This window comes from Streptomyces sp. Ag109_O5-1 (genome assembly GCF_003814875.1).
In the GTDB taxonomy this organism is placed as follows: Bacteria; Actinomycetota; Actinomycetes; order Streptomycetales; family Streptomycetaceae; genus Streptomyces; species Streptomyces sasae.
Genome location: NZ_RKQF01000001.1, coordinates 4,205,079 through 4,226,094, shown reverse-complemented (window position 1 = coordinate 4,226,094; position 21,016 = coordinate 4,205,079). Strand labels below are relative to the sequence as shown.

The 21,016-nt window shown below is 69.7% G+C and carries 19 protein-coding genes and 1 pseudogene; 15 read left to right on the top strand and 5 right to left on the bottom strand.

Features of this window, described 5'->3' with window-relative positions; all coding sequences use genetic code 11:
• Window positions 1-34 precede the first annotated feature (34 nt).
• Window positions 35-292 (top strand): annotated as a pseudogene (locus EDD90_RS59040) (hypothetical protein); the annotation flags it as partial.
• Window positions 293-488: 196 nt separating this feature from the next.
• Here EDD90_RS59040 and EDD90_RS57400 read toward each other — a convergent pair.
• Window positions 489-1,148, bottom strand: coding sequence for a hypothetical protein (locus EDD90_RS57400; RefSeq protein WP_260327933.1), 660 nt, complete (start codon window positions 1,146-1,148; stop codon window positions 489-491).
• 172 nt (window positions 1,149-1,320) lie between these two features.
• Here EDD90_RS57400 and lon point away from each other — a divergent pair, with 172 nt between their 5' ends.
• Window positions 1,321-3,735, top strand: a complete 2,415-nt coding sequence (gene lon / locus EDD90_RS19115) for an endopeptidase La (protein WP_123974188.1) — start codon at window positions 1,321-1,323, stop codon at window positions 3,733-3,735.
• 328 nt (window positions 3,736-4,063) lie between these two features.
• Here the strand turns inward: lon and EDD90_RS19110 are convergent, their stop codons facing one another.
• Entirely contained in the window at window positions 4,064-4,870 is an 807-nt protein-coding gene (locus EDD90_RS19110) for a lysozyme (RefSeq protein ID WP_123974187.1), read from the bottom strand.
• 267 nt (window positions 4,871-5,137) lie between these two features.
• Here EDD90_RS19110 and EDD90_RS19105 point away from each other — a divergent pair, with 267 nt between their 5' ends.
• Complete coding sequence (locus tag EDD90_RS19105; protein ID WP_123974186.1) at window positions 5,138-5,629, top strand: MarR family winged helix-turn-helix transcriptional regulator; 492 nt, start codon at window positions 5,138-5,140, stop codon at window positions 5,627-5,629.
• Window positions 5,630-5,651: 22 nt separating this feature from the next.
• On the opposite strand, the gene EDD90_RS19100 is transcribed toward EDD90_RS19105, so the two are convergent.
• Complete coding sequence (locus EDD90_RS19100; protein WP_123974185.1) at window positions 5,652-6,440, bottom strand: protein phosphatase 2C domain-containing protein; 789 nt, start codon at window positions 6,438-6,440, stop codon at window positions 5,652-5,654.
• Window positions 6,441-6,846: 406 nt separating this feature from the next.
• Between EDD90_RS19100 and EDD90_RS19095 the strand changes: the two genes are divergently transcribed.
• The 7 genes from EDD90_RS19095 (at window position 6,847) to EDD90_RS19065 (ending at window position 15,918) form a co-directional block, all read left to right on the top strand.
• Window positions 6,847-9,921, top strand: a complete 3,075-nt coding sequence (locus tag EDD90_RS19095) for a nitrate- and nitrite sensing domain-containing protein (protein WP_185149151.1) — start codon at window positions 6,847-6,849, stop codon at window positions 9,919-9,921.
• Window positions 9,918-10,421, top strand: coding sequence for a roadblock/LC7 domain-containing protein (locus EDD90_RS19090; RefSeq protein ID WP_123974183.1), 504 nt, complete (start codon window positions 9,918-9,920; stop codon window positions 10,419-10,421). The genes EDD90_RS19095 and EDD90_RS19090 overlap by 4 nt, the downstream gene beginning before the upstream one ends.
• Window positions 10,418-10,840 (top strand): DUF742 domain-containing protein, encoded by a 423-nt coding sequence (locus tag EDD90_RS19085; protein ID WP_123974182.1) that lies wholly within the window; start codon window positions 10,418-10,420, stop codon window positions 10,838-10,840. The genes EDD90_RS19090 and EDD90_RS19085 overlap by 4 nt, the downstream gene beginning before the upstream one ends.
• Window positions 10,821-11,465, top strand: a complete 645-nt coding sequence (locus tag EDD90_RS19080) for an ATP/GTP-binding protein (RefSeq protein ID WP_185149150.1) — start codon at window positions 10,821-10,823, stop codon at window positions 11,463-11,465. Before EDD90_RS19085 ends, EDD90_RS19080 begins: the two co-directional genes overlap by 20 nt.
• Before the next feature lie 15 nt (window positions 11,466-11,480).
• Window positions 11,481-12,734: a styrene monooxygenase/indole monooxygenase family protein gene (locus tag EDD90_RS19075; protein WP_123974181.1), complete on the top strand. Its 1,254-nt coding sequence runs from the start codon at window positions 11,481-11,483 to the stop codon at window positions 12,732-12,734.
• 235 nt (window positions 12,735-12,969) lie between these two features.
• Window positions 12,970-13,635, top strand: a complete 666-nt coding sequence (locus tag EDD90_RS19070; RefSeq protein ID WP_123974180.1) for a response regulator — start codon at window positions 12,970-12,972, stop codon at window positions 13,633-13,635.
• 306 nt (window positions 13,636-13,941) lie between these two features.
• Entirely contained in the window at window positions 13,942-15,918 is a 1,977-nt protein-coding gene (locus tag EDD90_RS19065) for a SpoIIE family protein phosphatase (protein WP_123974179.1), read from the top strand.
• Between the two features lie 176 nt (window positions 15,919-16,094).
• Here the strand turns inward: EDD90_RS19065 and EDD90_RS19060 are convergent, their stop codons facing one another.
• On the bottom strand, window positions 16,095-16,436 hold the full coding sequence (locus tag EDD90_RS19060) for a putative quinol monooxygenase (RefSeq protein ID WP_123974178.1): 342 nt from the start codon (window positions 16,434-16,436) through the stop codon (window positions 16,095-16,097).
• Window positions 16,437-17,006: 570 nt separating this feature from the next.
• Entirely contained in the window at window positions 17,007-17,765 is a 759-nt protein-coding gene (locus EDD90_RS19055; RefSeq protein ID WP_123974177.1) for a GntR family transcriptional regulator, read from the bottom strand.
• A 189-nt stretch (window positions 17,766-17,954) separates the two neighbouring features.
• Here EDD90_RS19055 and EDD90_RS19050 point away from each other — a divergent pair, with 189 nt between their 5' ends.
• The 5 genes from EDD90_RS19050 (at window position 17,955) to EDD90_RS19035 (ending at window position 21,008) form a co-directional block, all read left to right on the top strand.
• Window positions 17,955-18,284, top strand: a complete 330-nt coding sequence (locus tag EDD90_RS19050) for a hypothetical protein (RefSeq protein WP_123974176.1) — start codon at window positions 17,955-17,957, stop codon at window positions 18,282-18,284.
• Between the two features lie 2 nt (window positions 18,285-18,286).
• On the top strand, window positions 18,287-19,636 hold the full coding sequence (locus EDD90_RS19045; protein WP_123974175.1) for an FtsK/SpoIIIE domain-containing protein: 1,350 nt from the start codon (window positions 18,287-18,289) through the stop codon (window positions 19,634-19,636).
• A gap of 82 nt (window positions 19,637-19,718) precedes the next feature.
• On the top strand, window positions 19,719-19,871 hold the full coding sequence (locus EDD90_RS55540) for a hypothetical protein (RefSeq protein ID WP_185149149.1): 153 nt from the start codon (window positions 19,719-19,721) through the stop codon (window positions 19,869-19,871).
• 284 nt (window positions 19,872-20,155) lie between these two features.
• On the top strand, window positions 20,156-20,800 hold the full coding sequence (locus tag EDD90_RS19040; protein WP_123974174.1) for a DUF2637 domain-containing protein: 645 nt from the start codon (window positions 20,156-20,158) through the stop codon (window positions 20,798-20,800).
• Window positions 20,801-20,819: 19 nt separating this feature from the next.
• Complete coding sequence (locus EDD90_RS19035; protein ID WP_123974173.1) at window positions 20,820-21,008, top strand: mobile element transfer protein; 189 nt, start codon at window positions 20,820-20,822, stop codon at window positions 21,006-21,008.
• Window positions 21,009-21,016 lie beyond the last annotated feature (8 nt).

Here is a 21,016-nt window from a genome sequence, read left to right as displayed (position 1 = left end):
CGTTGCGGTGATGTAGCGATGCCCTAGCGAAGTCATGGCAGTGGCCGGGGACCGGCTGCTGGGTGCGAATCGTCGTGCTTGGAGGGATGCCCGGCCCTTCCCGGTCTGGGCGAGGAAAGCTGAGGCATCGGCAGCGGGTTGCCGCTTCGGCGGGGCTGTCCAGTCACTCACTAGGGTGATGTCGATCGATTGCGTGCGCGGGTGGGAACACGGTGGTTGGGTTCGCGGCATGGCACGGTTCCGGATGTACCCCACGGGTGAGCAGGAGCAGCAGATGCTGCTGCATTGCGCGCACGCCCGGTACGTGTGGAACCTCGCCGTTGAGCAGCACACGCACTGGAAGCCGGGCCGCACGTCCGCACCCGGTTTCGCCGAGCAGTGCCGTCAGCTCACTCAGGCCAGGCGGGACAACGAGTGGCTCGGCGCTGGGAACGCGGACGTGCAGCAGCAGGCCCTGAAGGACTTCGCCGGGGCCGAGAACGCCAAGTTCACCTCCGGGTTCGGCGAGCCGACCCTGGCGCAGGAAATTCCGTCACGAGGGCTTCCGTGTCATCGGCACCGACCGCGTCGCAGAGTTCAGCGACGATGGCTCGCCGAGGGTGAACGCGAAGACGGGCAAACAGGTTATGGGCCGATCCGTGGTGGTGCAGTGACTCAACCGGCGCTGGGCTCAGGTGAAGGTACCTGGCTGCGGCTGGGTGAAGTTCCGCCTGACCCGCGCCGAACTCCCCTCGGCGAAGAGGGTCCGCGTCAGGCTGAAGCACGGCCAGTGGCACATCGCGTTTGCGGTCATCCCCGGCCCGGTCGACGCACCTGGCACGGGCGGGGTCATCGGCATTGATCGGGGCGTGAAGATCACCGCAGCTCTCTCGGACGGGCGCAAGCTGAACTGCCCACAGCTCACAATCCACCGCCTCCCCGCGCGCCGCGAAGAAGTCCCGCTGCCGGGCGATCACCGCGTCCAGTTCGGCGTCGCACAGGCCGCCCCAGTCGTGCGGGCCGGTCACGAAGCCGCGGTGCTGGCCGACGACCCGGAGCAGGGGGCCGTCGTGCTCGTAGCCGACCCCGGACGCCGGGACGGGCTGGACGGCGCGCATCTGGGCGTCGTAGGCGGCGAGCAGGGTCGCCGCGAGCTCTGTGTCGGTCACCGGCCGACCGTATGGGGAATGCGCCCGCGCGGATCAACTGTTTTTCCGGGCGCGGGACCGTGTTCGGCCAGGTCACCACTCGATCGCTCAGGGCGAACATATGCATGGGAACATTTCTCGACCCCCAAGCATTGAGTCGGCATAGCTCAAGTTGACTGCCGAAGGGGAGATCATGGCTTCGACGTCCGCATCACTCACCCTCCCTGTGCTGCCTCTCGACGGCGAGGTCGTGCTGCCCGGGATGGTGGTCCCGCTGGACCTGAAGGACGCTGATGTACGCGCCGCCGTGGAGGCTGCGCAGGCCGCCGCCCGTACCGAGCCCGGCAAGCCCAAGGTGCTGCTGGTGCCGCGGGTCGACGGGACCTACCCGAGCACCGGTGTGCTCGGCACCGTGGAGCAGGTCGGCCGCCTCGCCGACGGCGACCCGGGCGCGCTGATCCGCGGCCGCTACCGGGTGCGCATCGGCGCCGGTACGACCGGCCCGGGTGCCGCCCTGTGGGTGGAGGGCACCCGTATCGACGAGAACGTCCCGGACCCGGTGCCCGGTCATGTCACCGAACTTGTCACGGAGTACAAGGCCCTCGCCACCGCCTGGCTGCGCAAGCGCGGCGCCTGGCAGGTCGTGGACCGGGTGCAGGCCATCGACGACGTGTCCCAGCTCGCCGACAACTCCGGCTACTCGCCCTTCCTGACCACCGAGCAGAAGATCGAACTGCTGGAGACCGTCGACGCGGTCGCCCGGCTCAAGCTGGCCACCCAGCAGCTGCGCGACCACCTTGCCGAGCAGGACGTCGCCGAGACCATCGCCAAGGACGTCCAGGAGGGCGTCGACAAGCAGCAGCGCGAGTTCCTGCTCCGCCGCCAGCTCGAAGCCGTCCGCAAGGAACTGCGCGAGCTGAACGGCGAGAAGGACGGCGAGGAGTCCGACGACTACCGCGCCCGCGTCGAGGCCGCCGACCTGCCCGAGAAGGTCCGCGAGGCCGCCCTCAAGGAGGTCGAGAAGCTGGAGCGGTCCAGCGACCAGTCCCCGGAGGGCTCGTGGATCCGCACCTGGCTGGACACCGTCCTCGAACTGCCGTGGAACGAGCGGACCGAGGACCAGTACGACATCCAGGGCGCCAAGGCGGTCCTGGACGCCGAGCACGCCGGCCTGGAGGACGTGAAGGAGCGGATCACCGAGTACCTGGCGGTGCGCAAGCGCCGTAGCGACCGGGGGCTCGGGGTCATCGGCGGGCGGCGCGGCGGTGCCGTGCTGGCCCTGGTCGGCCCGCCCGGTGTCGGCAAGACCTCGCTCGGCGAGTCGGTCGCCCACGCGATGGGCCGGAAGTTCGTCCGGGTCGCCCTCGGCGGTGTGCGGGACGAGGCGGAGATCCGCGGTCACCGGCGTACGTACGTGGGTGCGCTGCCCGGCCGGATCGTCCGGGCCATCAAGGAAGCCGGTTCGATGAACCCGGTCGTCCTGCTCGACGAGATCGACAAGGTGGGCTCCGACTACCGGGGCGACCCGGCCGCGGCCCTCCTCGAAGTCCTTGACCCGGCGCAGAACCACACCTTCCGCGACCACTACCTGGAGGTCGAACTCGACCTGAGCGACGTGGTGTTCCTCGCCACGGCCAACGTGCTCGAAGCCATCCCGGAAGCCCTGCTCGACCGTATGGAGCTCGTCCGCCTCGACGGCTACACCGAGGACGAGAAGGTCGTCATCGCCCGTGACCACCTGCTCCCGCGCCAGCTGGAGCGGGCCGGCATCGACAAGGGCGAGGTCGTCCTCGACGAGAGCGCGCTGCGCAAGCTCGCCGGCGAGTACACGCGTGAGGCGGGCGTCCGCACCCTGGAGCGGTCGATCGCCAGGCTGCTGCGCAAGGTCGCGGCCCAGCACGAACTCGGTCAGCGGGAGCTGCCGTTCACGATCAGGGACGAGGACCTGCGCGCTCTGATCGGCCGGCCGCACCACGTGCCCGAGTCCGCCCAGGACCCGGCCGAGCGCCGCACGTCGGTGCCGGGCGTGGCGACGGGCCTCGCGGTCACCGGAGCGGGCGGCGACGTGCTCTTCGTCGAGGCGTCCCTCGCCGACCCGGAGACGGGCGCGGCGGGTCTGACCCTCACCGGTCAGCTGGGTGACGTGATGAAGGAGTCGGCGCAGATCGCGCTCTCCTTCCTGCGCTCCCACGGCGCCGAACTGGAACTCCCGGTCGGCGACCTGAAGGACCGCGGTGTCCACATCCACTTCCCGGCGGGTGCGGTCCCGAAGGACGGCCCGAGCGCCGGCGTCACGATGACGACGGCCCTCGCGTCGCTGCTCTCCGGCCGGCTGGTCCGCACGGACGTGGCGATGACCGGCGAGGTCTCGCTGACCGGCCGTGTCCTGCCGATCGGCGGTGTGAAGCAGAAGCTGCTCGCCGCCCAGCGCGCCGGGGTGACGACCGTCATCATCCCGAAGCGCAACGAGGCCGACCTGGACGACGTCCCGGCCGAGGTGCTGGACAAGCTCGACGTCCACGCCGTGACCGACGTCCGCCAGGTCCTGGAGCTGGCGCTCGCGCCCGCCACGAACGGCGCGGCGCCGGAGGTTCCGGCAGCGGCGTGACGGACGCTGCCGGATGACAGGAGGCCCGGGTCCCCGCGAGGAGACCCGGGCCTCCGCCCTGCACGGCAGGACCGGCCACCGACGAAGACGACCGCGGGCTGGTGACCGCGACGAAGACGACCACCGGCCGGCCGGCCGTGATGGAGACGGCCGCCAGCCGGTCGGCGGACGACAAGACGACCGCAGGCCGGTCGGCCTTCGGTGAAGACGAAAGCCCACCGGCCAAACGACAGTCGGCAAAGCCTTCCCGTCGGCTGGCCGGCGATGGCGAATGCCGGCCGGCCGCCGACGAAGACGACCGCCGGCCTGTCGGCCGGTCCGCCGCCGGTCAGCCGTTGGCGAACTCGACGACCTTGTCGAGGGCCCCGTTGAACTTGTCGTGGTCACCGACCGTCGGTCCGGTCGACGTGTACTGCCACATCGTGTACTTCGACCAGCCGGCCGGCAGTGTTCCGACCTCCGAGGCGTACCGGGCCACCCACAGCGGGTTGACGGACCCGAAACCGCCGTAGTTGCCGGTGCAGTCGTTCCACCAGCTGGTGGCCGTGTAGATGACGGCGTTCCGGCCCGTCCGCGCCTTGTACCGCTTCAGGAAGTCGGTGATCCAGCCGACCATCCCGCTCGCGGACTTGCCGTAGCACGCGGAGCCGTACGGGTTCCACTCGATGTCGAGGACCCCGGGCAGGGTCTGGCCGTCCTTCGACCAGCCGCCGCCGTGGTCGACGAAGTAGTCGGCCTGGGCCGCGCCGCCCGTGGTGTCCGGGGTCGCGAAGTGGTAGGCGCCGCGGACCATGCCGAGGTCGTAGGGGCCGTTGTACTGCTGGGTGAAGTAGGGGTTCGTGTAGGACGTGCCTTCCGTCGCCTTCGTGTACGCCCATCTGACCCCGCTGCCGAGCAGGGTCGACCAGGCGACGTCGCCCTGGTAGCTGGCGACGTCGACGCCCTCGGTCTGGTTGGCGTCGGCGGACTTGGGCGTGCCGCTCTGGCCGTCGTGGGCCAGGACGCCCATGCCCATGTAGGCCGAGCCGCGGGCGGGGGTGGCCCCGTCGGCGTGGGCCGGGGCCAGGGGAGCGGCCGTGAGCAGCAGCGCGACCATCGCGGTCAGGAGCGTGGGGGTGGGTCTGTGTACCGGCATGACATGCCTCCGTGGGGTGAGGTGGGGGACCCACATATGCCAGAGGCGGCCGCTGTGACAGGCGCGACACGACGCGGGGTCACACGGCACGACCATCGCCGACGTGCACATGCCATCGATTGCACGGAGACCGCGCACGCGGCGGACGCCGGGGAAGGGCATCCGGAGGCAGCCGTCGGTCCAGGCCTGCGAAATACTTGGCGAGCCGGGCGACGACGGAGTTTGACGGAAACTTTCAGGACTGTGAAACCGATCAGGGGTAGTGACGTGCACGAGGACGAAAAGGGCTCTGAACAGCCCGCCGCCACCGGGTTGACGCCGAACGGCGCGGACCAGGAGTTCCTGGCTCTGGAACGCGAGTTGACGGTGCTGTTGCGGCGCGCCCGGGCCAGCCAGGGCGAGATGGCCCGGGAGGTCCACCCCGACCTGGAGTCCGCCGCTTACGGCCTGCTCGTCCGGCTCGACGAGTGCGGCGGCCGGCGCGCCACCGAACTGGCCGCCTACATCGGCGTCGGCAAGGCCACCATGTCCCGCCAGCTGCGCGCCCTGGAGGAGCTCGGCCTGGTCGCCCGCGAGCCCGACCCGGCCGACGGACGGGCCTGGCTGATCGCCCTCACCGAGGAGGGCCGGCGCCGGGTGGGCAGGGTCCGTGAGGCGCGCCGGGGCCGGTACGTCCGCCAGCTCGCCCACTGGCCCCGCCAGGAGGTCGCGGAACTCGCCCGCCTGCTGAACCAGTTGAACGGCGTCATGGAGAAGTAGCCACTACCGCTCGAAGTGGCCGCTACAGCTCGGCGTACACCACCGTCGCGTCGTCGTGCGTCTTGCTCCGCCGCAGGAACGCCCGCTCCTCCCGGTCGGCCGCCTCCAGCTCGCGCACCCGGTCCACCAGCGCCCGCGCGCCCTCTTTGCGTACGACGTCGAAGAGGGCGGTCCAGTCGCCCTCGCGGAACTTCTCCGTCCAGCGGGTCGCCCCGTCCGTGAGAGCGGCGAGGGCGCGCACCCGGTGCCGGGGCACGCTCCCGGTGACCGCGCGGGCGGCGACCGACGGATCGGCGGCGGCGGTGAAGAAGCCGCCCTCCTTGTTGCGGACGGTGGCGTCGGCGATCGCGTCCGACGCCAGCCGGTCGCGGGGGATCCGGTCGAGCCGGTCGTCCAGGACCGCGGTGACCGTGCCGTCGGGGGACTGCAGGAGCAGTGCGGAGTCGGACAGGACGAGGTACTCCACGGTGTCGTCGGACCAGCGGGTCAGAACGACCGTGGCCTGGGGAGTGCGCGGGTGAGAAAGGTCACAGGTGCCGGAGTGTGCGTCCGCTGTGCGCCGGATCGCCCGCGCCAGGATTTCCGGCAGCGTCAGATCTGGTGCGGAAACGGTCAGTTCGGTCAGGGCGCCGCCCAGCCGCGCGGTGAACCAGGGGACGGAATGCAGACACCCGGTGCCGTCCTCGGGCGGGGTGACCCCGTCCAGGACGATCGCACAACCCCCCTGCCCCGAGGCGGGAAGTCCGACAACGGCGAAGTCCTCGTTGGGGCGGTCGGGGGTACCGGCTTCCGAAACGACTTCAGTACGCATTCGGCCAGTCTGCACGACGTCTTCACGATCTTCGCCAAAGGCTGGCAACCGCCTGGGAATTCACGCTGTCTCGCAGGTCAGCCGCCTGTTTTGGGGTGGAATGGCGCACTCCGGGAAGGCGTGGTGGCGAATCCTGTCAAAGCCCGCCGTCCGCGTCCAACCGGCCCGCCGGAAAAGGGCCCTGCGCGGTCCGTGGGAACTTGCCCGCCAACTCCCCTCCGATGTTCACTCCTTCGGGTGGCGGGTCAGGTGATGCGAGACCACCGCCCACCGGCGCTGGGAGGGTCGGGGACCGACATATCGGTGCACGCATCGGGTGCGTGCACCACTTGGCACCGAATGCCGGAGATCATGACGGGGTGCCACCCAACCCCTTGGGTACACGAGTTCAGGAATGCGAGCACCGGTGCAGAAGACGCGGCCTCGGCGCACAGACAAGAAGACGGCCTCCGAAACGGGCGCCGCCGCTCCCGTCGGCACCGGCCGCGCCAAGCATGTCCGGACCCGGCTGATCGTGGCCGTGGCTGTGGTGGCCGCCGCGATCGCCGGAGCGGGAGCGCCCGCCCTGCTCACCGCCTCCGGGCAGCTGAGCGACTCCCAGGATCTGGTGACCCTCGCGGGCCGCACCCAGGACGCGCTGGCGCTGGCCGGCTCGCTCGCCGACGAGCGGGACGAGGTCACCTCCTACATCGCGGCGGGCCGCCCCAAGTCCAAGGCGCCCTCGGAGGACCGCAGCGCCCGTGTCGACCGCCAGGTCGAGGACCTGCGCGCGGACACCGACGCCCCCGGCTGGCTGCGCACCGACCTGGACGGCATCGCGGCCGTCCGCCGGTCCGCGCTCACCGGCAAGAGCACGGCCCTCGAAGCGCACGAGGCCTACTCGCAGACCATCACCGAGCTCCACCGGCTCGCCGAGGAACTGGCCGAGCAGATGCCCCCCAGGGCCGGCTCCGGCGCCTACGCGCTCGCCGAGCTGGACTCCGCCGTCCAGCAGTCCGCCGCCGCCCGCGGCCTGCTGCTGGCCGCGCTGAACATCCCCAGCACCACCCAGACCACGATCAGCCCGATCACCGGTCTGCCCGTCACCAGCACCACCACCTCCACCGCCGACAAGAAGCAGCGTGACGCGCTCACCGCCGCCGCCCAGCAGGCCCGGCTGCGCGCGGACGCGGCCGTCGCCGACTTCCGGGACGGCGCGCCCAAGGCGGCGGTCGAGTCCTACGACTCCACGGTCACCGGCAACGACGTCAACGACGCCGACAAGTACCTGGCCGCCCTCACCGACCAGCCGACCCTCTCCGACGACGACCTGGGCACCAGCGTCAAGAAGCTGGACGCGGCCCTGTCGGCCCGGGTCGAGCTGATGCGGGGCGTGGAGTCCGCGCTCTACGACCACCGCACCAAGGACCTCGCGCAGCTCCGCGACGACGACGTCACCGCGCTGGAGATCCGTGTCGCGGTGCTCGGCGCCCTGATGCTGGTCGCGGTCGGTGTCGCCACGGCCATGGCCCGCAGCCTGACCCGCCCCCTCTCGGTGCTCCGCCGGGGCTCGGCGCGCCTCGCCGAGGCCGAGGACCCGCGGACCCAGGAGCCGGTCACCTTCACCGGCCGCAACGACGAGTTCGCGCAGGTCGTCCGCTCGGTCAACGCCCTGCACGCGCACGCCGTCGAGCTCTACGACCGCATCGCCACCCTGGAGACCGACCGCAAGCACCTGGTCGGCCAGCGCCAGAAGATGGCCGACGCCCGCGAGGAGCTGCGCGCCGAGCTGACCGACTCCGCCGTCCAGCTGGAGCGGCTGCGCACCAGCATCGGCGGCACCTTCGTCAACCTGGCGCTGCGCACCCTGGGCCTGGTGGAACGCCAGCTGGCGGTGATCGAGGGCCTGGAGGAGCGCGAGCAGGACCCCGACCGCCTGTCGACCCTCTTCAAGCTCGACCACTTCGCCACGGTCATGCGCCGCCACAGCGAGAACCTCCTCGTGCTGGCCGGCACCGAGCACGTCCAGCAGCACGCCGGCCCGATCCCACTGGTCGACGTGGTCCGGGCGGCCGTCAGCGAGATCGAGCGCTACGAGCGCGTCCGTATCGCGGCCCTACCCCCGCACGCGCACGTGGCCGGTTTCGCCGCCGACGACCTCAGCCACCTCCTCGCCGAACTCATGGAGAACGCCACCGCGTCCTCCCCGCCCGACCTGCCCGTCGAGATCTCCGGCTGGCTGCTGGAGAGCGGCGAGGTCATGCTCTCCGTCCAGGACGAGGGCATCGGCATGACCGCCGACCGCCTGGCTCGCCTCAACGGCCGCCTCGCCGAGTTCGACCCCGAGTCGCCGTACGACCAGGAGGGCGAGGGCGGCCTCGGTCTCGGCCTCTACGTCGTGGCCCGGCTGGCCCACCGGCACGGTGTCCGGGTCCAGCTGCGCGAGCAGAAGCAGGGCGGGGTGGCGGCGGTCGTCGTCCTCCCGCAGTCCCTGCTGGCCGCGGCCCCCGCGGCCTCGGTCCCGCCGGCCGCGACGGCTCCCGGCGGCGCCCACGCCTACTCCCTCCCCGGCGCGGCCGCGGAGGTCAACTCCAACGTCCTGTACGGCCGCTCGGCGTCCGGCGACCCGCTGGTGACGCTGGCGGAGAAGGCCGTACGGGAGGCCGACGAGCACGGGGCGGTCACGGCCGGGGCCGACGCGGAGGCCGTGGCCGTACGGCGCGCCGACGAGGAGGCCCTGCCGGTACGGCCGGCCCACGAGGACGCCGTGCACGAGCAGGCGGCCCCGCCGAAGGCTGCGGTTCCCGAGCCGACGTACCGCCCGAAAGCCCCGCCGGAGACGTTCGCCGAGACGACGATGGCCCTGCTGCTCCCGGAGCTGGCCCCGGAGGCCGAGCCGACGGGGGAGCGGCCGCGAGCCGTTCCCGCGGAGGAGCGGCCGCGAGCCGCCACGGCCGAGGAGCAGGCGCGGCCCGGTGTGCGCGAGAGGCGGACGCACCCTGCCGACGGCGAGATCAGGTCCCGACGACAGCGGGCCGAGGACGACGACTGGCCCCGACCGCAGCCCGCGGCCGCCGATGCCGGGTACGCCCCACTGGGGCCACCCGCACCTGAGCTCGATACCCGCACGGCCGGTGCGGGTGGGAACGACTTCGGCGAAACCGAGGAGCACTCCCGCCCCCTGCCCGCACCCGGCGACGGCGGCGACGCCCTCGCCGACGCCGAGGACCCGGTCACCAGCAAGGGTCTCCCCAAACGCACCCCCAAGATCACCACACCCGCTCCGCCGCCCCGCCAGCGCGGCTCAGGCGTCGACGCCGAGGCCCTCCGGCGCAGGCTCGGCGGCTTCCGCCGCGGAGCCGACGCAGGACGGCGCGACGTGGAGGCGGAGATCGCCGAACAGACCGGCCAGAACCAGGTGCCCAGCACCGCACGGGCCGGATCAGGAACAGCCGTATCCGAAGAAGCCACGGGGGGCACAGTCGAGGAGGCAAGCAGTTGACCGCGCCCAGTACCTTCGGACTGAGCAGTGAGGCTCGCAACCTGCACTGGCTGCTGAGCAACCTCGTCGAGGAGGTGCCAGGCATCCAGTCGGTCGCCGTGGTCTCCTCCGACGGACTGCTCCTGCTGTCCTCCGACTCCGGCTACAACGAGGCGGCCCGCGAGGCCAGGACCGAGAAACGCCGGGGCCCGCGCGGCTCCTCCGCCGACCTCGCCACCATCGTCTCCGGCATCGGCAGCCTCACCCTCGGCGCCGCCCGGCTGATGGACTTCGGCCCGGTCAAGCACACGATGGTCGCGATGGACGAGGGCAGCCTGTTCGTGATGTCGATCAGCGACGGTTCGCTGCTCGGTGTGCACGGCAGCGCGGAGTGCGACATGAGCGTGGTGGCCTATCACATGGCACTCTTCGTCGGCCGCGCCGGACACGTCCTGACCCCCGAACTCCGCAGCGAGTTGAGGAAATCCCTGGAGGAAGACCCGACGAGGAGCGGCCGATGAGCAGCGCGCCGAAGAACAGCAGGCAGAACCTCCCGGTGCGCGGCGGCGCCCGCAAACCCGCCCGCGTCCGCCCTTACTCGCTCACCGGCGGCCGTACCCGCTTCGGCCATGTCCTCCTCGTGGAGACCTTCGTGGCGGCCCTGGAGGCCCCGGAGGAGCGCAAGGAACTGACGAATGGTTCCCTCAACACCCGGGTGATGCCGGAGATGCGGGCCATCGTCGAACTCTGCCGCCGTATGCGCACGGTGGCCGAGATCGCCGCGCTGCTGAAGATGCCGCTCGGTGTGGTCCGGGTCCTGCTCAGCGACCTCGCGGACCAGGGAAAGATCCGTGTGTACGGAACCGGTACCGGACACGGCGTCGGCCGCCCGGACCGCGCTCTGCTGGAAAGGGTGCTGAGTGGACTACGCCGTCTCTGACGCCACCGGCGTCGCCCCGCTCCTCGCTGTTGACGAAGAGCAGGAGCATCTGCGGTCCTGGCAGACGGACCGCAGCCGGGCCCCCATCGCGACGAAGATAGTCGTGGCGGGCGGTTTCGGCGTCGGCAAGACCACGCTGGTCACCGCCGTCTCGGAGATCACGCCCCTGCAGACGGAGGCGTTGATGACCGAGGCGAGCGAGGAGACCGACGACCTCACCGCCACGCCCGGCAAGCTCACCACCACCGTGGCCATGGACTTCGGCCGCATCACGCTCGACGACGACCTGGTGCTCTACCTGTTCGGTACACCGGGCCAGCAGCGGTTCTGGTTCATGTGGGACGACCTGGTGCGCGGTGCGATCGGCGCGGTCGTCCTCGCGGACACCAGGCGGCTCAAGGACTGCTTCCCCGCGCTGGACTACTTCGAGAGCTGCGGGCTGCCGTACGTCGTGGCGGTCAACCACTTCGACGGCAGCGAGCACTTCGAACCCGAAGACGTGCGAGAGGCGTTGACGATCCCCGCGCACATACCTGTAATGATCATGGATGCGCGGCGCAGGGTCTCGGCCATCGAGACCCTCCTGTCCCTCGTCGCCCACGCTTTGGACGAAACCCCCGAGTAGGAGAACAGTCCCGGTATGCGGAAGATACTCGTCGTGGGGGCCGGCCAGTCCGGTCTCCAGCTCGCCCTCGGCCTCCAGTCCAACGGCTACGAGGTCACCCTGATGTCGAACCGGACCGCGGACGAGATCCGCTCCGGCCGGGTCATGTCGACGCAGTGCATGTTCGACACGGCACTGCAGCACGAGCGCGATCTCCAGCTGAACTTCTGGGAGTCCCAGGCCCCGAAGATCGAAGGACTCGGCGTCTCGGTCGCCGCCCCCGGCTCCTGGGCCGAGGGCCCCGCGGCCCGTGCGATCGACTGGGTGGGCAATCTCGACGGGTACGCGCAGTCGGTCGACCAGCGGGTGAAGATGGCCGGCTGGATGGAGACGTTCGCGCAGCGCGGCGGCCAGCTGGTCATCCACGGCGCGGCCGTCGGCGACCTCGACTACTTCGCCCGCACGTACGACCTGGTGATGGTCTCGGCGGGCAAGGGCGAGCTGGTGTCCATGTTCGGCCGCGACGCCTCCCGCTCCCCCTACACCGAGCCGCAGCGCGCCCTGGCCGTCGCCTACGTCCACGGCCTGGGCCCCCGCCCGGAGCACCCGGACCACCACGCGGTCCGCTGCAACCTGGTCCCCGGCGTCGGCGAGCTCTTCGTCATGCCGACCCTCACCACCTCGGGGCCGGCCGACATCCTGTTCTGGGAGGGCATACCCGGCGGCCCGCTGGACGTCTTCAACGGCGTCAAGGACCCCTCGGAGCACCTCTCCCTGACCCTGGAACTCATGGAGCGGTACACGCCCTGGGAACACGCGCGGGCCACCAAGGCCGAACTGACCGACGCGGGCGGCACGCTGGCCGGCCGCTACGCCCCCACCGTCCGTAACCCGATCGGCCGCCTCCCCGGCGGCGGCCTGGTGCTGGGCGTCGCGGACGTCGTCGTCGCCAACGACCCGATCACCGGCCAGGGCTCCAACTCGGCCGCCAAGTGCGCCGCCTCCTACCTCGCCTCGATTCTCGAACACGGCGAGAAGGAGTTCGACGAGACCTGGATGCAGGAGACGTTCGACCGCTACTGGAACACGGCCCAGCACGTCACCAAGTGGACGAACGCGATGCTGGCGCCGCCGCCGGAGCACATCCTCAACCTCATCGGCGCGGCCGGCCAGCTCCAGCCGGTCGCCGACCGCTTCGCCAACGGCTTCAACGACCCCTCCGACTTCGAGAACTTCTTCTATGAGCCGGAGAAGACAGCCGCCTATCTGGCCTCGGTCGCTGGAGCCTGACGGGTCCCTGACCTGGGATCCGGCTGTCGTTCTCTGTCGTTGTTGGTCGACGTTGGTTGGCCCCGGACGGCCCACAGACGGCCCCGGATGTACCGGGGCCGTCGGGGGTTCGCCGGCGTTCAGCTCCCGCGATGCGAACTAAAGGCACATAGGTCGCTGACGCCTTCCGCCCTGGTCAAGGGGATGCTAACGGCTCCTGCCGGTCACCTGTGATTGCCACGGTTGCTGTACCTCCGTGCTGTACTGCAACGGCTCCGGAAGCAATGATGACAGCGTGGAAACCGCCAATCTGATCTTGAACTACATCAAAGCCTTAGTCTGGCCTGCTGTCATGTTGTTTGTCGTGTTGCGGTACCGGAGTCACATCGCCGATCTGATCCCACGCATCAAGAGCCTCTCGACACCTGCAGGAAGTGTCGAGTTCGCCGAGGAAGCCCGAGCCTTGTTGGATCAAGCCGCAGCCGTGACCAACGTGACCGTTCCGGCTAGTACACGGCGTGGCGCGCTGCGGCGCTTGGAGCATGCAGCTGACATCCTGGATGGCGGGAAGATCCTTTGGGTTGATGATCACCCGGAGTACAACACTGCGCTAATCGAACTTTTCCGCGCCACTGGCATGGAGGTAGATACTGCGCTGTCGACGGATGGGGCTCTCGTGGATCTCCGTCGCCACTCGTACGACATCATCTTGAGCGACATCGGGCGCACGGGAGATCCTCAGGCTGGGATCACCCTCCTGGAAGAGTTGGATCAACTTGGCATCGATACTCCGGTAGTGCTCTACACGGCTTGGTTCGACGACGCAACCGGTACACCGCGCCGAGCCTTTGCAGTCACCGAGGTTCCAGACGATGTGGTTCACTACGTGATCGATTTGATGGAGAGGGTCAAGCTCGGCTGAAGGTTCGTCTGGCCTGGGCAGTATCGCACTGAGCCCTAGTTTGGAAGACATCGTATGCGGATGTCCGCTGAGCTGCGAAGTCGCTGACCTGCGGAGGAGCGGCCGCACTACCGCGGTGCCCTGTGATTCCCCGCTCCTCACTGCCTGATCGGGCACGCGCAGGGCACGTCACTGCCCTGTCCGCACTCGGGGTATGTAGCAGCAGTGGCCAGGCTCGTTCATCGAAGCCTCGGCTACCGAGGCATAGCATGACAATACGGAAATATCAATGGAGAGGCTGTTCTGGTACGCGCTAGGGAGCCGCAGATGGGTGCCTCGGACGAACTTCTTCGAAGGGCTGGCCCGTCGGCTCTGCTGACTCTGGACGGTGTCATCAGCGGTCTCAACGCCGCGATGGCCACGGCACTGGGGAAGCCGGCAGAACAGTGCCTGGGACATAGCTTCGGTGATCTGTGGCCCGCAAGCCAGCAGGTGTCGGCCGAGAGGCTTGTGGTCTGCGCCGCCGGGACGAAGACGGTCGCGATGCGAGTGCTGGAATTTCCCGGGCGAAGCGGAGTACCCGTTGCCTGTTTGCTCGAGGCGCGGCAACTGAAGGATCCCGCCGGTGACGAGCAGCTTGTATGGGTGCACTCCCTGGATGCGCGAAACGACCTGGCCAGCCTGCTGATCCCGTTCCGGCTGGCCACCGAGGCCGCCGATCTCGGCCTGTGGATGTATTCACCCCAGGGGGACCAGATGGAGTGGCTCGGTGGCCCACCCGCCCTGGACCCGCGTTTCCCGGATCCCACTGTGCCGGTTTCCCGAGTGATCTCGGCAGTGCACCCCGACGACCGGCAGGCCTTCCGGCAGCTCCTGCGCTCGGCCCCCGCCCAGTCCCCCTGGGTGAAGTTGCGGTACCTTGCCCCGCCCGACGGCTGGCATCACTTGGCCGTTCGGACCCGTCGCATGCAGCTGGGCTATGAGGGCCCCGAACGGATCTTCGGGGTGGTCCGCGACGACACCGAGCGGGAGAAGCGCAAGAAGAAGGCGCAGGTCGCACTGGCTGCCGAGCGGCAGCGCGCCAAGGACACCGCTGACTTCTCCTCCGCCTTGATCACCGCAGCCACCGAGCAGGAGCTTGTGCAGGTCGTTCTGACCCGGCTCGCCGCGACCTTCGGCGCCACCGGCGCACTGATCGCACTCGTCGACGAAGGCCGCCTGCGCGTCTTCACCGATGCCGGGATAACCATGTGGGAGGCCGAGGCCTTCCACGGCATGCCGCTGAAGCATCCCACCCCGCTGCCCGAGGCGATCCGCACCGGCCGGCCGCAATTCATCTCCGACCGGAAGGACTACATCCGCCGCTGGCCACACGGGGCCGAATTTCCCCACCTAGCCCGACTCGGCGCCGACCACGCTTCCTCGATCACCCCCCTCAGCGAGGTCGGCAATCAACCGCTCGGGGCGTGGCTGGTGACCTACGGCACCGGATACCGGCCCTCCCTGGAGGAGCGGACCCTCATGGGCACGCTGGCCGACCTGGCAGGCCAGGCACTGCGGCGCATCAGATTGCAGCAGGTACGAGTCGAGCTGGCCTCGGCGCTGCAGCAGACCATGCTCCCCACGCTGCCCGAGCATCTCCCGGGCCTGGAGGTCGCCGCCCGATACCGACCCAGCCGCGACGGGCTGGATATCGGCGGAGACTGGTACGACGCCTTCCTGGTGCCCGACGGCGCTATCGCATTGGAGATCGGCGACGTTCAAGGACACGACGTGGACGCCGCCGCTTTCATGGGACAGGTTCGCTTGTCCATGCGCGCGATCGCCGCCCAAGAACCGGATCCGGGAACCGTGCTGACGCGTACCAACGAGTTGCTCGTGACGATGGCCCCCGAACGATTCGCCAGCTGCACCATCCTGCATGTCGACTCGCGCGACGGACGGGTCACGGGCACCAGCGCCGGCCATGTGCCGCTGCTGTGCGCGCACAGGGACGGCAGCCACGAGGTCCGTGAGCTGCCCGGCGGGCCGGTCCTGGGAATCGTGCCCGGCACCGACTACCCCGAGGAGACCTTCACCCTGGACGAGGACACCGCGCTGGTCATGGTCACCGACGGCGTGGTCGAAGGACCGGGTCTCCCGCTGGACGCCGGACTGGAGGAAGCCGGAACACTGGCCGCCCAGGCCGTCCACAACGGGCTCAACGCCGAGGAGATCGCCGACCGCATCCTCGACACCGCGGTCGCGGTGGACCACCTCGATGACGTGGCCGTGCTGGTCATCAGACGCTCGCCCACGTCCTAACGGGGTGCCATCCATCGGCCGATCACAACACTCACGCTGGCACGGGCTTTGAGATCTAGCCTCATCCTTATCAGGTCGATCACGCCGCCTTCCGCACCCTGCACTTCGCTGGGAAAGCGGCTCGACGCCGGCCGCTGGAGTACGCCGGAATCCGGCTACGTTCGCGGCTGTTGGTGTCAGCCGCTGGTGTCAGCGATCGAGCGACCTCTTGACAACGGCTGAAGTCCCAGCCCGCCCATAACAGACAACTCCTGCCTGGTGAACTCTCCCGTCAGCATCGGCATGGCCTTCCCGATGGCAGCCTTTGTCTCCGGCAGCTCTAGCGAAGCATCGTGATGTTCCTTGCTCTCCCAGACCTCGGTCACCCAGATCGTCACGTCATCGTCGTCGGACACGCTGACAACGTAGAGGTGGCATCCCGCCTCGCGGAGACCCTCCACCCCACTCAGCAAAATGGAGACGACTTCGTCCCGGGAACCGGGCTGGGTTTTCATCGAGGCGATGTAGCCATAAGTCATCGTGCGTCCCTCTCCCAGGGATGGGCCGGTTTGCCTGCGCCAGGACCCTGCCACCGGCGGCCTGGAGACACAAGGACGGGAGGTCACGGCCGAACGTCGACAGACGCTCCGCGCCCACCCCGGTCCACCACTCACCCCGGCTCCCATCCCGTCTGCCGTCGGCCCACACACCGTGGAGCGGGCGTGGTTCATGGCGTCCAGGTGGAGCGCGCCACTGTACGAACGACCTGGACGCCATGGGCCGCGTCTGCTCGGCTCTGCCTGGGTCGATGGCAGGCGGGATGGGAGCACCCCGCGCACGCCACTGACTCGCCGGCACTCGCGAACGGCGCCCCCGCCATCTCGGAGCCTGAGCGCCCCCGCCGGAGGCTGGCTGTGACCGGTGGCCGCTCTCTACGGTGACGGACTCATGACGCGGCTCTGGCCACGTGGGCGCGCGTCGGCGCAGCGCGGGCGGAGCGGGCCGAAGGCAGGAGCGTCGCCCGCAGCGGAGCCGGGAAGCGCGCCCGGCGGAGCGGAGCGCAGCCGGCTTGATGAGGTAGAGAAACCTGTAACAAGATCCGCGACGGCCTACGCGTCGAAGTCGTACTCCAGGATGTAAGAGGCCGCGTCCAAGGTCATCTCGTTGATCTCGACCGGGCGTCCTTCGTCCGCGAATGCGGTCCGGCAGATCAGGATGACGGGCGTACCGGAGGAGATGCCCAACTGCGACGCTTCATCCTTCGCGGGCATGCGGGAGCGGATCTCTTCGCGGAAGTGCACGGGCTTGTAGCCGAGTTCGGCAAGGCGGGCATAAATCCCACCTGCCCCTGGATCCTCGTGCGTGATGGCGGAACCCCCCACCACTGATGTGGGGAGGTAACTGGTCGCCAGCAGCACGGGCTTCCCGTCCAGGACGTACCGCCGCCGGCGGACGCACACCGTCTCCTCATCGGCAAGGTCAAGCACGCGCCCGATGTCCTCCGGGGCGGCTTCCTCCGACACTGCCACCTGGTCCACTTCGAGCGTCCGGTTCTCGGTGTCGGCCGCCCAGATGGATCGACCGCTGCCCCACTGTTCCTCAGAAAGCCGCTGGATACCCCGGCGCCTCAGCGGTCGGAAGGACCGGACGAAAACGCCGGCGCCCTTGCGGGCCTCGGCAACGCCTTCATCCTTGAGTACGCCCAGTGCCTGACGGGCAGTCATACGGGCCACGCCATGCGCGGCCATCAGCTCGTTCTCTCCCGGAAGCCGATCACCGGGACCGTATTCGCCCCACTGGATCGCCTCGCGCAGGGAGTCTGCGATCCGCTGGTACTTCGGCCGACGGTCGTCGTCGGTGGTGGCCATTCGGAAGCCCTCCTCTCTTCTCTAGACAGCCTAGGGCATGGGCAGGTCACCCGCTCGGTGCGTGTAACCGCAATCCTTCGCTCTCAACCTCTCTAGACATCTCCTTTGATGACATCTCTAGAGATGTGCTCCCAGGGAGATGTCTAGAGAGGTCGCGTAGGGCGGCCTCCCAGAACGAGGGATGTGCTGATGCCGTCTTTCAAGATCGACCTGTCGTCCGCTGTGGTGTTCGTGGCGACCGCGCCGACGCCGAAGCTGGCCAATGCGAAGACCGGTGAGCGAGCCATGGACCGGGAGACCGGTGCGGGCCTGTCGACGGTGGGCCTGCTGGTCTCGGACGAGGGTGAGGGCAACCTGTACCAGGTGACCATCCCGGAGACGGGCTACCCGGAGGGTCTCGCGCCGGGCATGCCGGTGCGGGTCGTCGGCCTGAAGGCTCGTGACTGGGAGAACGAGTTCAACGGCCAGAAGCGGCACGGGATCTCGTTCCGCGCGGTCGCGATCACCTCGGCGGTCTGACCATGACCGACGTCACGCCCTGGCTGGAGCTGGGCTCGGTCGCTGCGGGTGCTGGCGGGCTCGGCTACGCGAAGGTCCGCGCTCCTCGCGTGTACTGGTCGCTGGTCGGTCTGCCGGTCACCTGGGGCCGGTTCACCTGGACCTACCGGGACACGATGGAGGTGTGCGGGCTGACGGTGCAGCCGTCCGGCTTCCGCGCCTTCGTCAAGCGCAACCTGGCCCGTGCCGAGGTGCGTCCGGCTCCGCCGAAGGTTCGTCGGGTCCGTGGGACGTCGACCGGTCTCCTGGTCACGCTCCGGCTCCCGGCCGGCCTGGAGCCCGCCGATATCGCCGCCGCGACCGAGCGTCTGCGTCACGCGTGGGGCGTGCACTCGGTGACCGTGTCGGAGACCAAGCCCGGATACGTAGAGCTGCGCATGACGGGCTACGACGTGCTCCGTCGGGTGCGGATGCCGCGTGCGGCGAAGCCTCGTGACCTGGTCGTTCCGGTGGCGCTGCGGGAGGACGGCAGGGTCTTCGAGCGGAACTACCGGCAGCAGCCCATGGCCTTGACCCTGGGGGCGAACCAGTCCGGTAAGTCCATGTTCCAGCGCAACCTGATCAAGGGGCTGGCGCAGCTCCCGGTCGGGCTGGTGGGGATCGACTGCAAGCGCGGTGTGGAGCAGTCCCGCTATGCCCCGCGGCTCTCCGGTTTGGCCACCGACCGGCAGACTGCCGGTCGCCTGGTGGACGCGCTGGTGCAGGAGATGGAAGACCGCTTCGACCTGCTCGCCCTCTACGGCGTCTCCGACCTGTGGGAACTCCCGGACGACGTCCGGCCGGTCCCGCTGGTCGTGCTTATAGACGAGGTGGCGGAGCTGTTCTGGGTGACCTCCAAGAAGGAGGAAGCCGACCGGGATCACACGGTCATGCAACTGGTACGGCTGGGGCAGATGGCCCGCGCGATCGGGATCTACCTGGAGGTCTGCGGGCAGCGCTTCGGCTCCGACCTAGGCAGGGGCGCAACCGCCCTGCGCGCCCAGCTCACCGGCCGCGTGGTGCACCGCGTCAACGACAAGCAGACCGCTGAGATGGGCCTGGGCGACGTCGCCCCGGACGCGGTGGCCTCGGTGACCGGGATCCGCGCGGACCGTCCCGGGGTCGCGGTGGCCGGCGACGCCTCCGGCTACTGGTCCCGCATCCGCACCCCCGAGGTCACCCCGGCCGAGGCGGCGGCGGCGGTCTGCCGCCAGTTCGCGCACCTGACCCCCGACCTGCCGTTCCTGGCCCCGTTCCGCCCCGTCGGCCAGACCGTGATCTCGCCGATGCCGACGGATCCGCCGCTGGTGGAAGTCCTGCCGGTCGGCGAGTAATCCCCCTCTTTTCTCCGGTCGGTGCGACCGCTTCGCGCCAGGTCCCTACCCGCGCCATGCCGAAAACCGGAAGGGAACACCGATGAACCCCGATCAGGAACACGAGCACGACCCGGCTGTCATCGCCGACGACGTCAACCGGCTGGGCTTCCTGTACAAGGCCTTCGTCGACCACGTGAACGGCCACCCCGAGCGGGACGCCTTCGTGGCTGATGGCCGGAGCGCTGGCCGCTGAGTTCTCCCTGACCGATGCCGGCGCCTACCCGCCGCCCGGTCACGCCTACCCCCGCCTGGACGGCTGACGTGGCCGCGCCGAAGACCACCCCGTCCCCGGAGCCGAAGCCCGCCCCATGCCCGGTCTGTAAGGGCTCGGGTGAGGTCTCGCGCACGGTCCAGGTCGGCCGCAAGCGCCGCACGGTCGGCCGGCAGACCGGGTTCTGCCTGAACTGCCTCGGCTCAGGCGAAGCCCCCGCCGACTAGTCCTCTGACCTGCTCCAACGCCCTGAAGGAGGTGAAGACATGAAGCTCTCGATCCGTCCGGACGCCGTGCTGGTTCAGGCTGTGATCGCGGGGGCGTTGTCCTTCGCCCACCTGCACGACCTTGCCCAAGCCGCCGGACAGACCGGATGGAAGGCCTGGGCCTACCCGGTCAGTGTTGACCTGCTGCTGGCCGCCGCGTGGCGACGGCTGCGGGCTCAGCGGTCCCGGCTGGCCTGGTGCTGGTTCGTGGTCGCCCTGGTCGCCTCGCTTGGCGCGAACATCGCCACGGCCGGTTTCCTCGACATGAACCACCCGCCCGCCCTGCTCCGCCTCGGTGTCGCTGGCTGGCCTGCCCTGGCGTTCCTCGGCGGCACTCTCCTCGCCCACCAGCACACCGACCACACCCCGGAGCCCTCTTCCGTACCGGCCCCGGAGCCGCGTCCGGTGGTCGCGGTCGACCGCCCCGAGACACCCGAAGCCGTTTCGGAGATTCCCGAGCCGGGGCCTGCCCCGGCCCTGCCGAAAGCCGCTGCCAGCGTGCCCCCGGCGCTGATCGACCACGCCCGCAAGGTCGCTACCGACCACCGCGCCCGCACCGGAGCCGACATCGACGCGGCCACCCTGCGCGCCCGCCTCGGTCTGCCGGAAGATCTCGCACTCGCCATCGTCGCCCAACTCGCCTGACAGGAAAGGGGGTTCCACCGTGCGCCCGAACCGCTTTTACGACGTGATCCGTATCGGGCCGGTCAGGGTCGCCACGTTCAACAACGGCCGTGGCCAGACCAAGCACATCGCCGCCTGCACCGCCCCCAAGTGCGGTGTCTCGAACGAGTACTTCGACCGAGCGGCCGCCGAACTCGCCGCCCGGACCCACACCTGCACCCGAACCTGAAGGGAGAT

Excerpts from the sequence above, each read along its gene's own strand:
- lon (WP_123974188.1), top strand. The coding sequence starts at position 1,321 with ATGGCTTCGACGTCCGCATCACTCACCCTCCCTGTGCTGCCTCTCGAC.
- EDD90_RS19110 (WP_123974187.1), bottom strand. The coding sequence starts at position 4,870 with ATGCCGGTACACAGACCCACCCCCACGCTCCTGACCGCGATGGTCGCG.
- EDD90_RS19100 (WP_123974185.1), bottom strand. The coding sequence starts at position 6,440 with ATGCGTACTGAAGTCGTTTCGGAAGCCGGTACCCCCGACCGCCCCAAC.
- EDD90_RS19085 (WP_123974182.1), top strand. The coding sequence starts at position 10,418 with ATGAGCAGCGCGCCGAAGAACAGCAGGCAGAACCTCCCGGTGCGCGGC.
- EDD90_RS19075 (WP_123974181.1), top strand. The coding sequence starts at position 11,481 with ATGCGGAAGATACTCGTCGTGGGGGCCGGCCAGTCCGGTCTCCAGCTC.
- EDD90_RS19065 (WP_123974179.1), top strand. The coding sequence starts at position 13,942 with ATGGGTGCCTCGGACGAACTTCTTCGAAGGGCTGGCCCGTCGGCTCTG.
- EDD90_RS19060 (WP_123974178.1), bottom strand. The coding sequence starts at position 16,436 with ATGACTTATGGCTACATCGCCTCGATGAAAACCCAGCCCGGTTCCCGG.
- EDD90_RS19055 (WP_123974177.1), bottom strand. The coding sequence starts at position 17,765 with ATGGCCACCACCGACGACGACCGTCGGCCGAAGTACCAGCGGATCGCA.
- EDD90_RS19050 (WP_123974176.1), top strand. The coding sequence starts at position 17,955 with ATGCCGTCTTTCAAGATCGACCTGTCGTCCGCTGTGGTGTTCGTGGCG.
- EDD90_RS19045 (WP_123974175.1), top strand. The coding sequence starts at position 18,287 with ATGACCGACGTCACGCCCTGGCTGGAGCTGGGCTCGGTCGCTGCGGGT.
- EDD90_RS55540 (WP_185149149.1), top strand. The coding sequence starts at position 19,719 with ATGAACCCCGATCAGGAACACGAGCACGACCCGGCTGTCATCGCCGAC.
- EDD90_RS19040 (WP_123974174.1), top strand. The coding sequence starts at position 20,156 with ATGAAGCTCTCGATCCGTCCGGACGCCGTGCTGGTTCAGGCTGTGATC.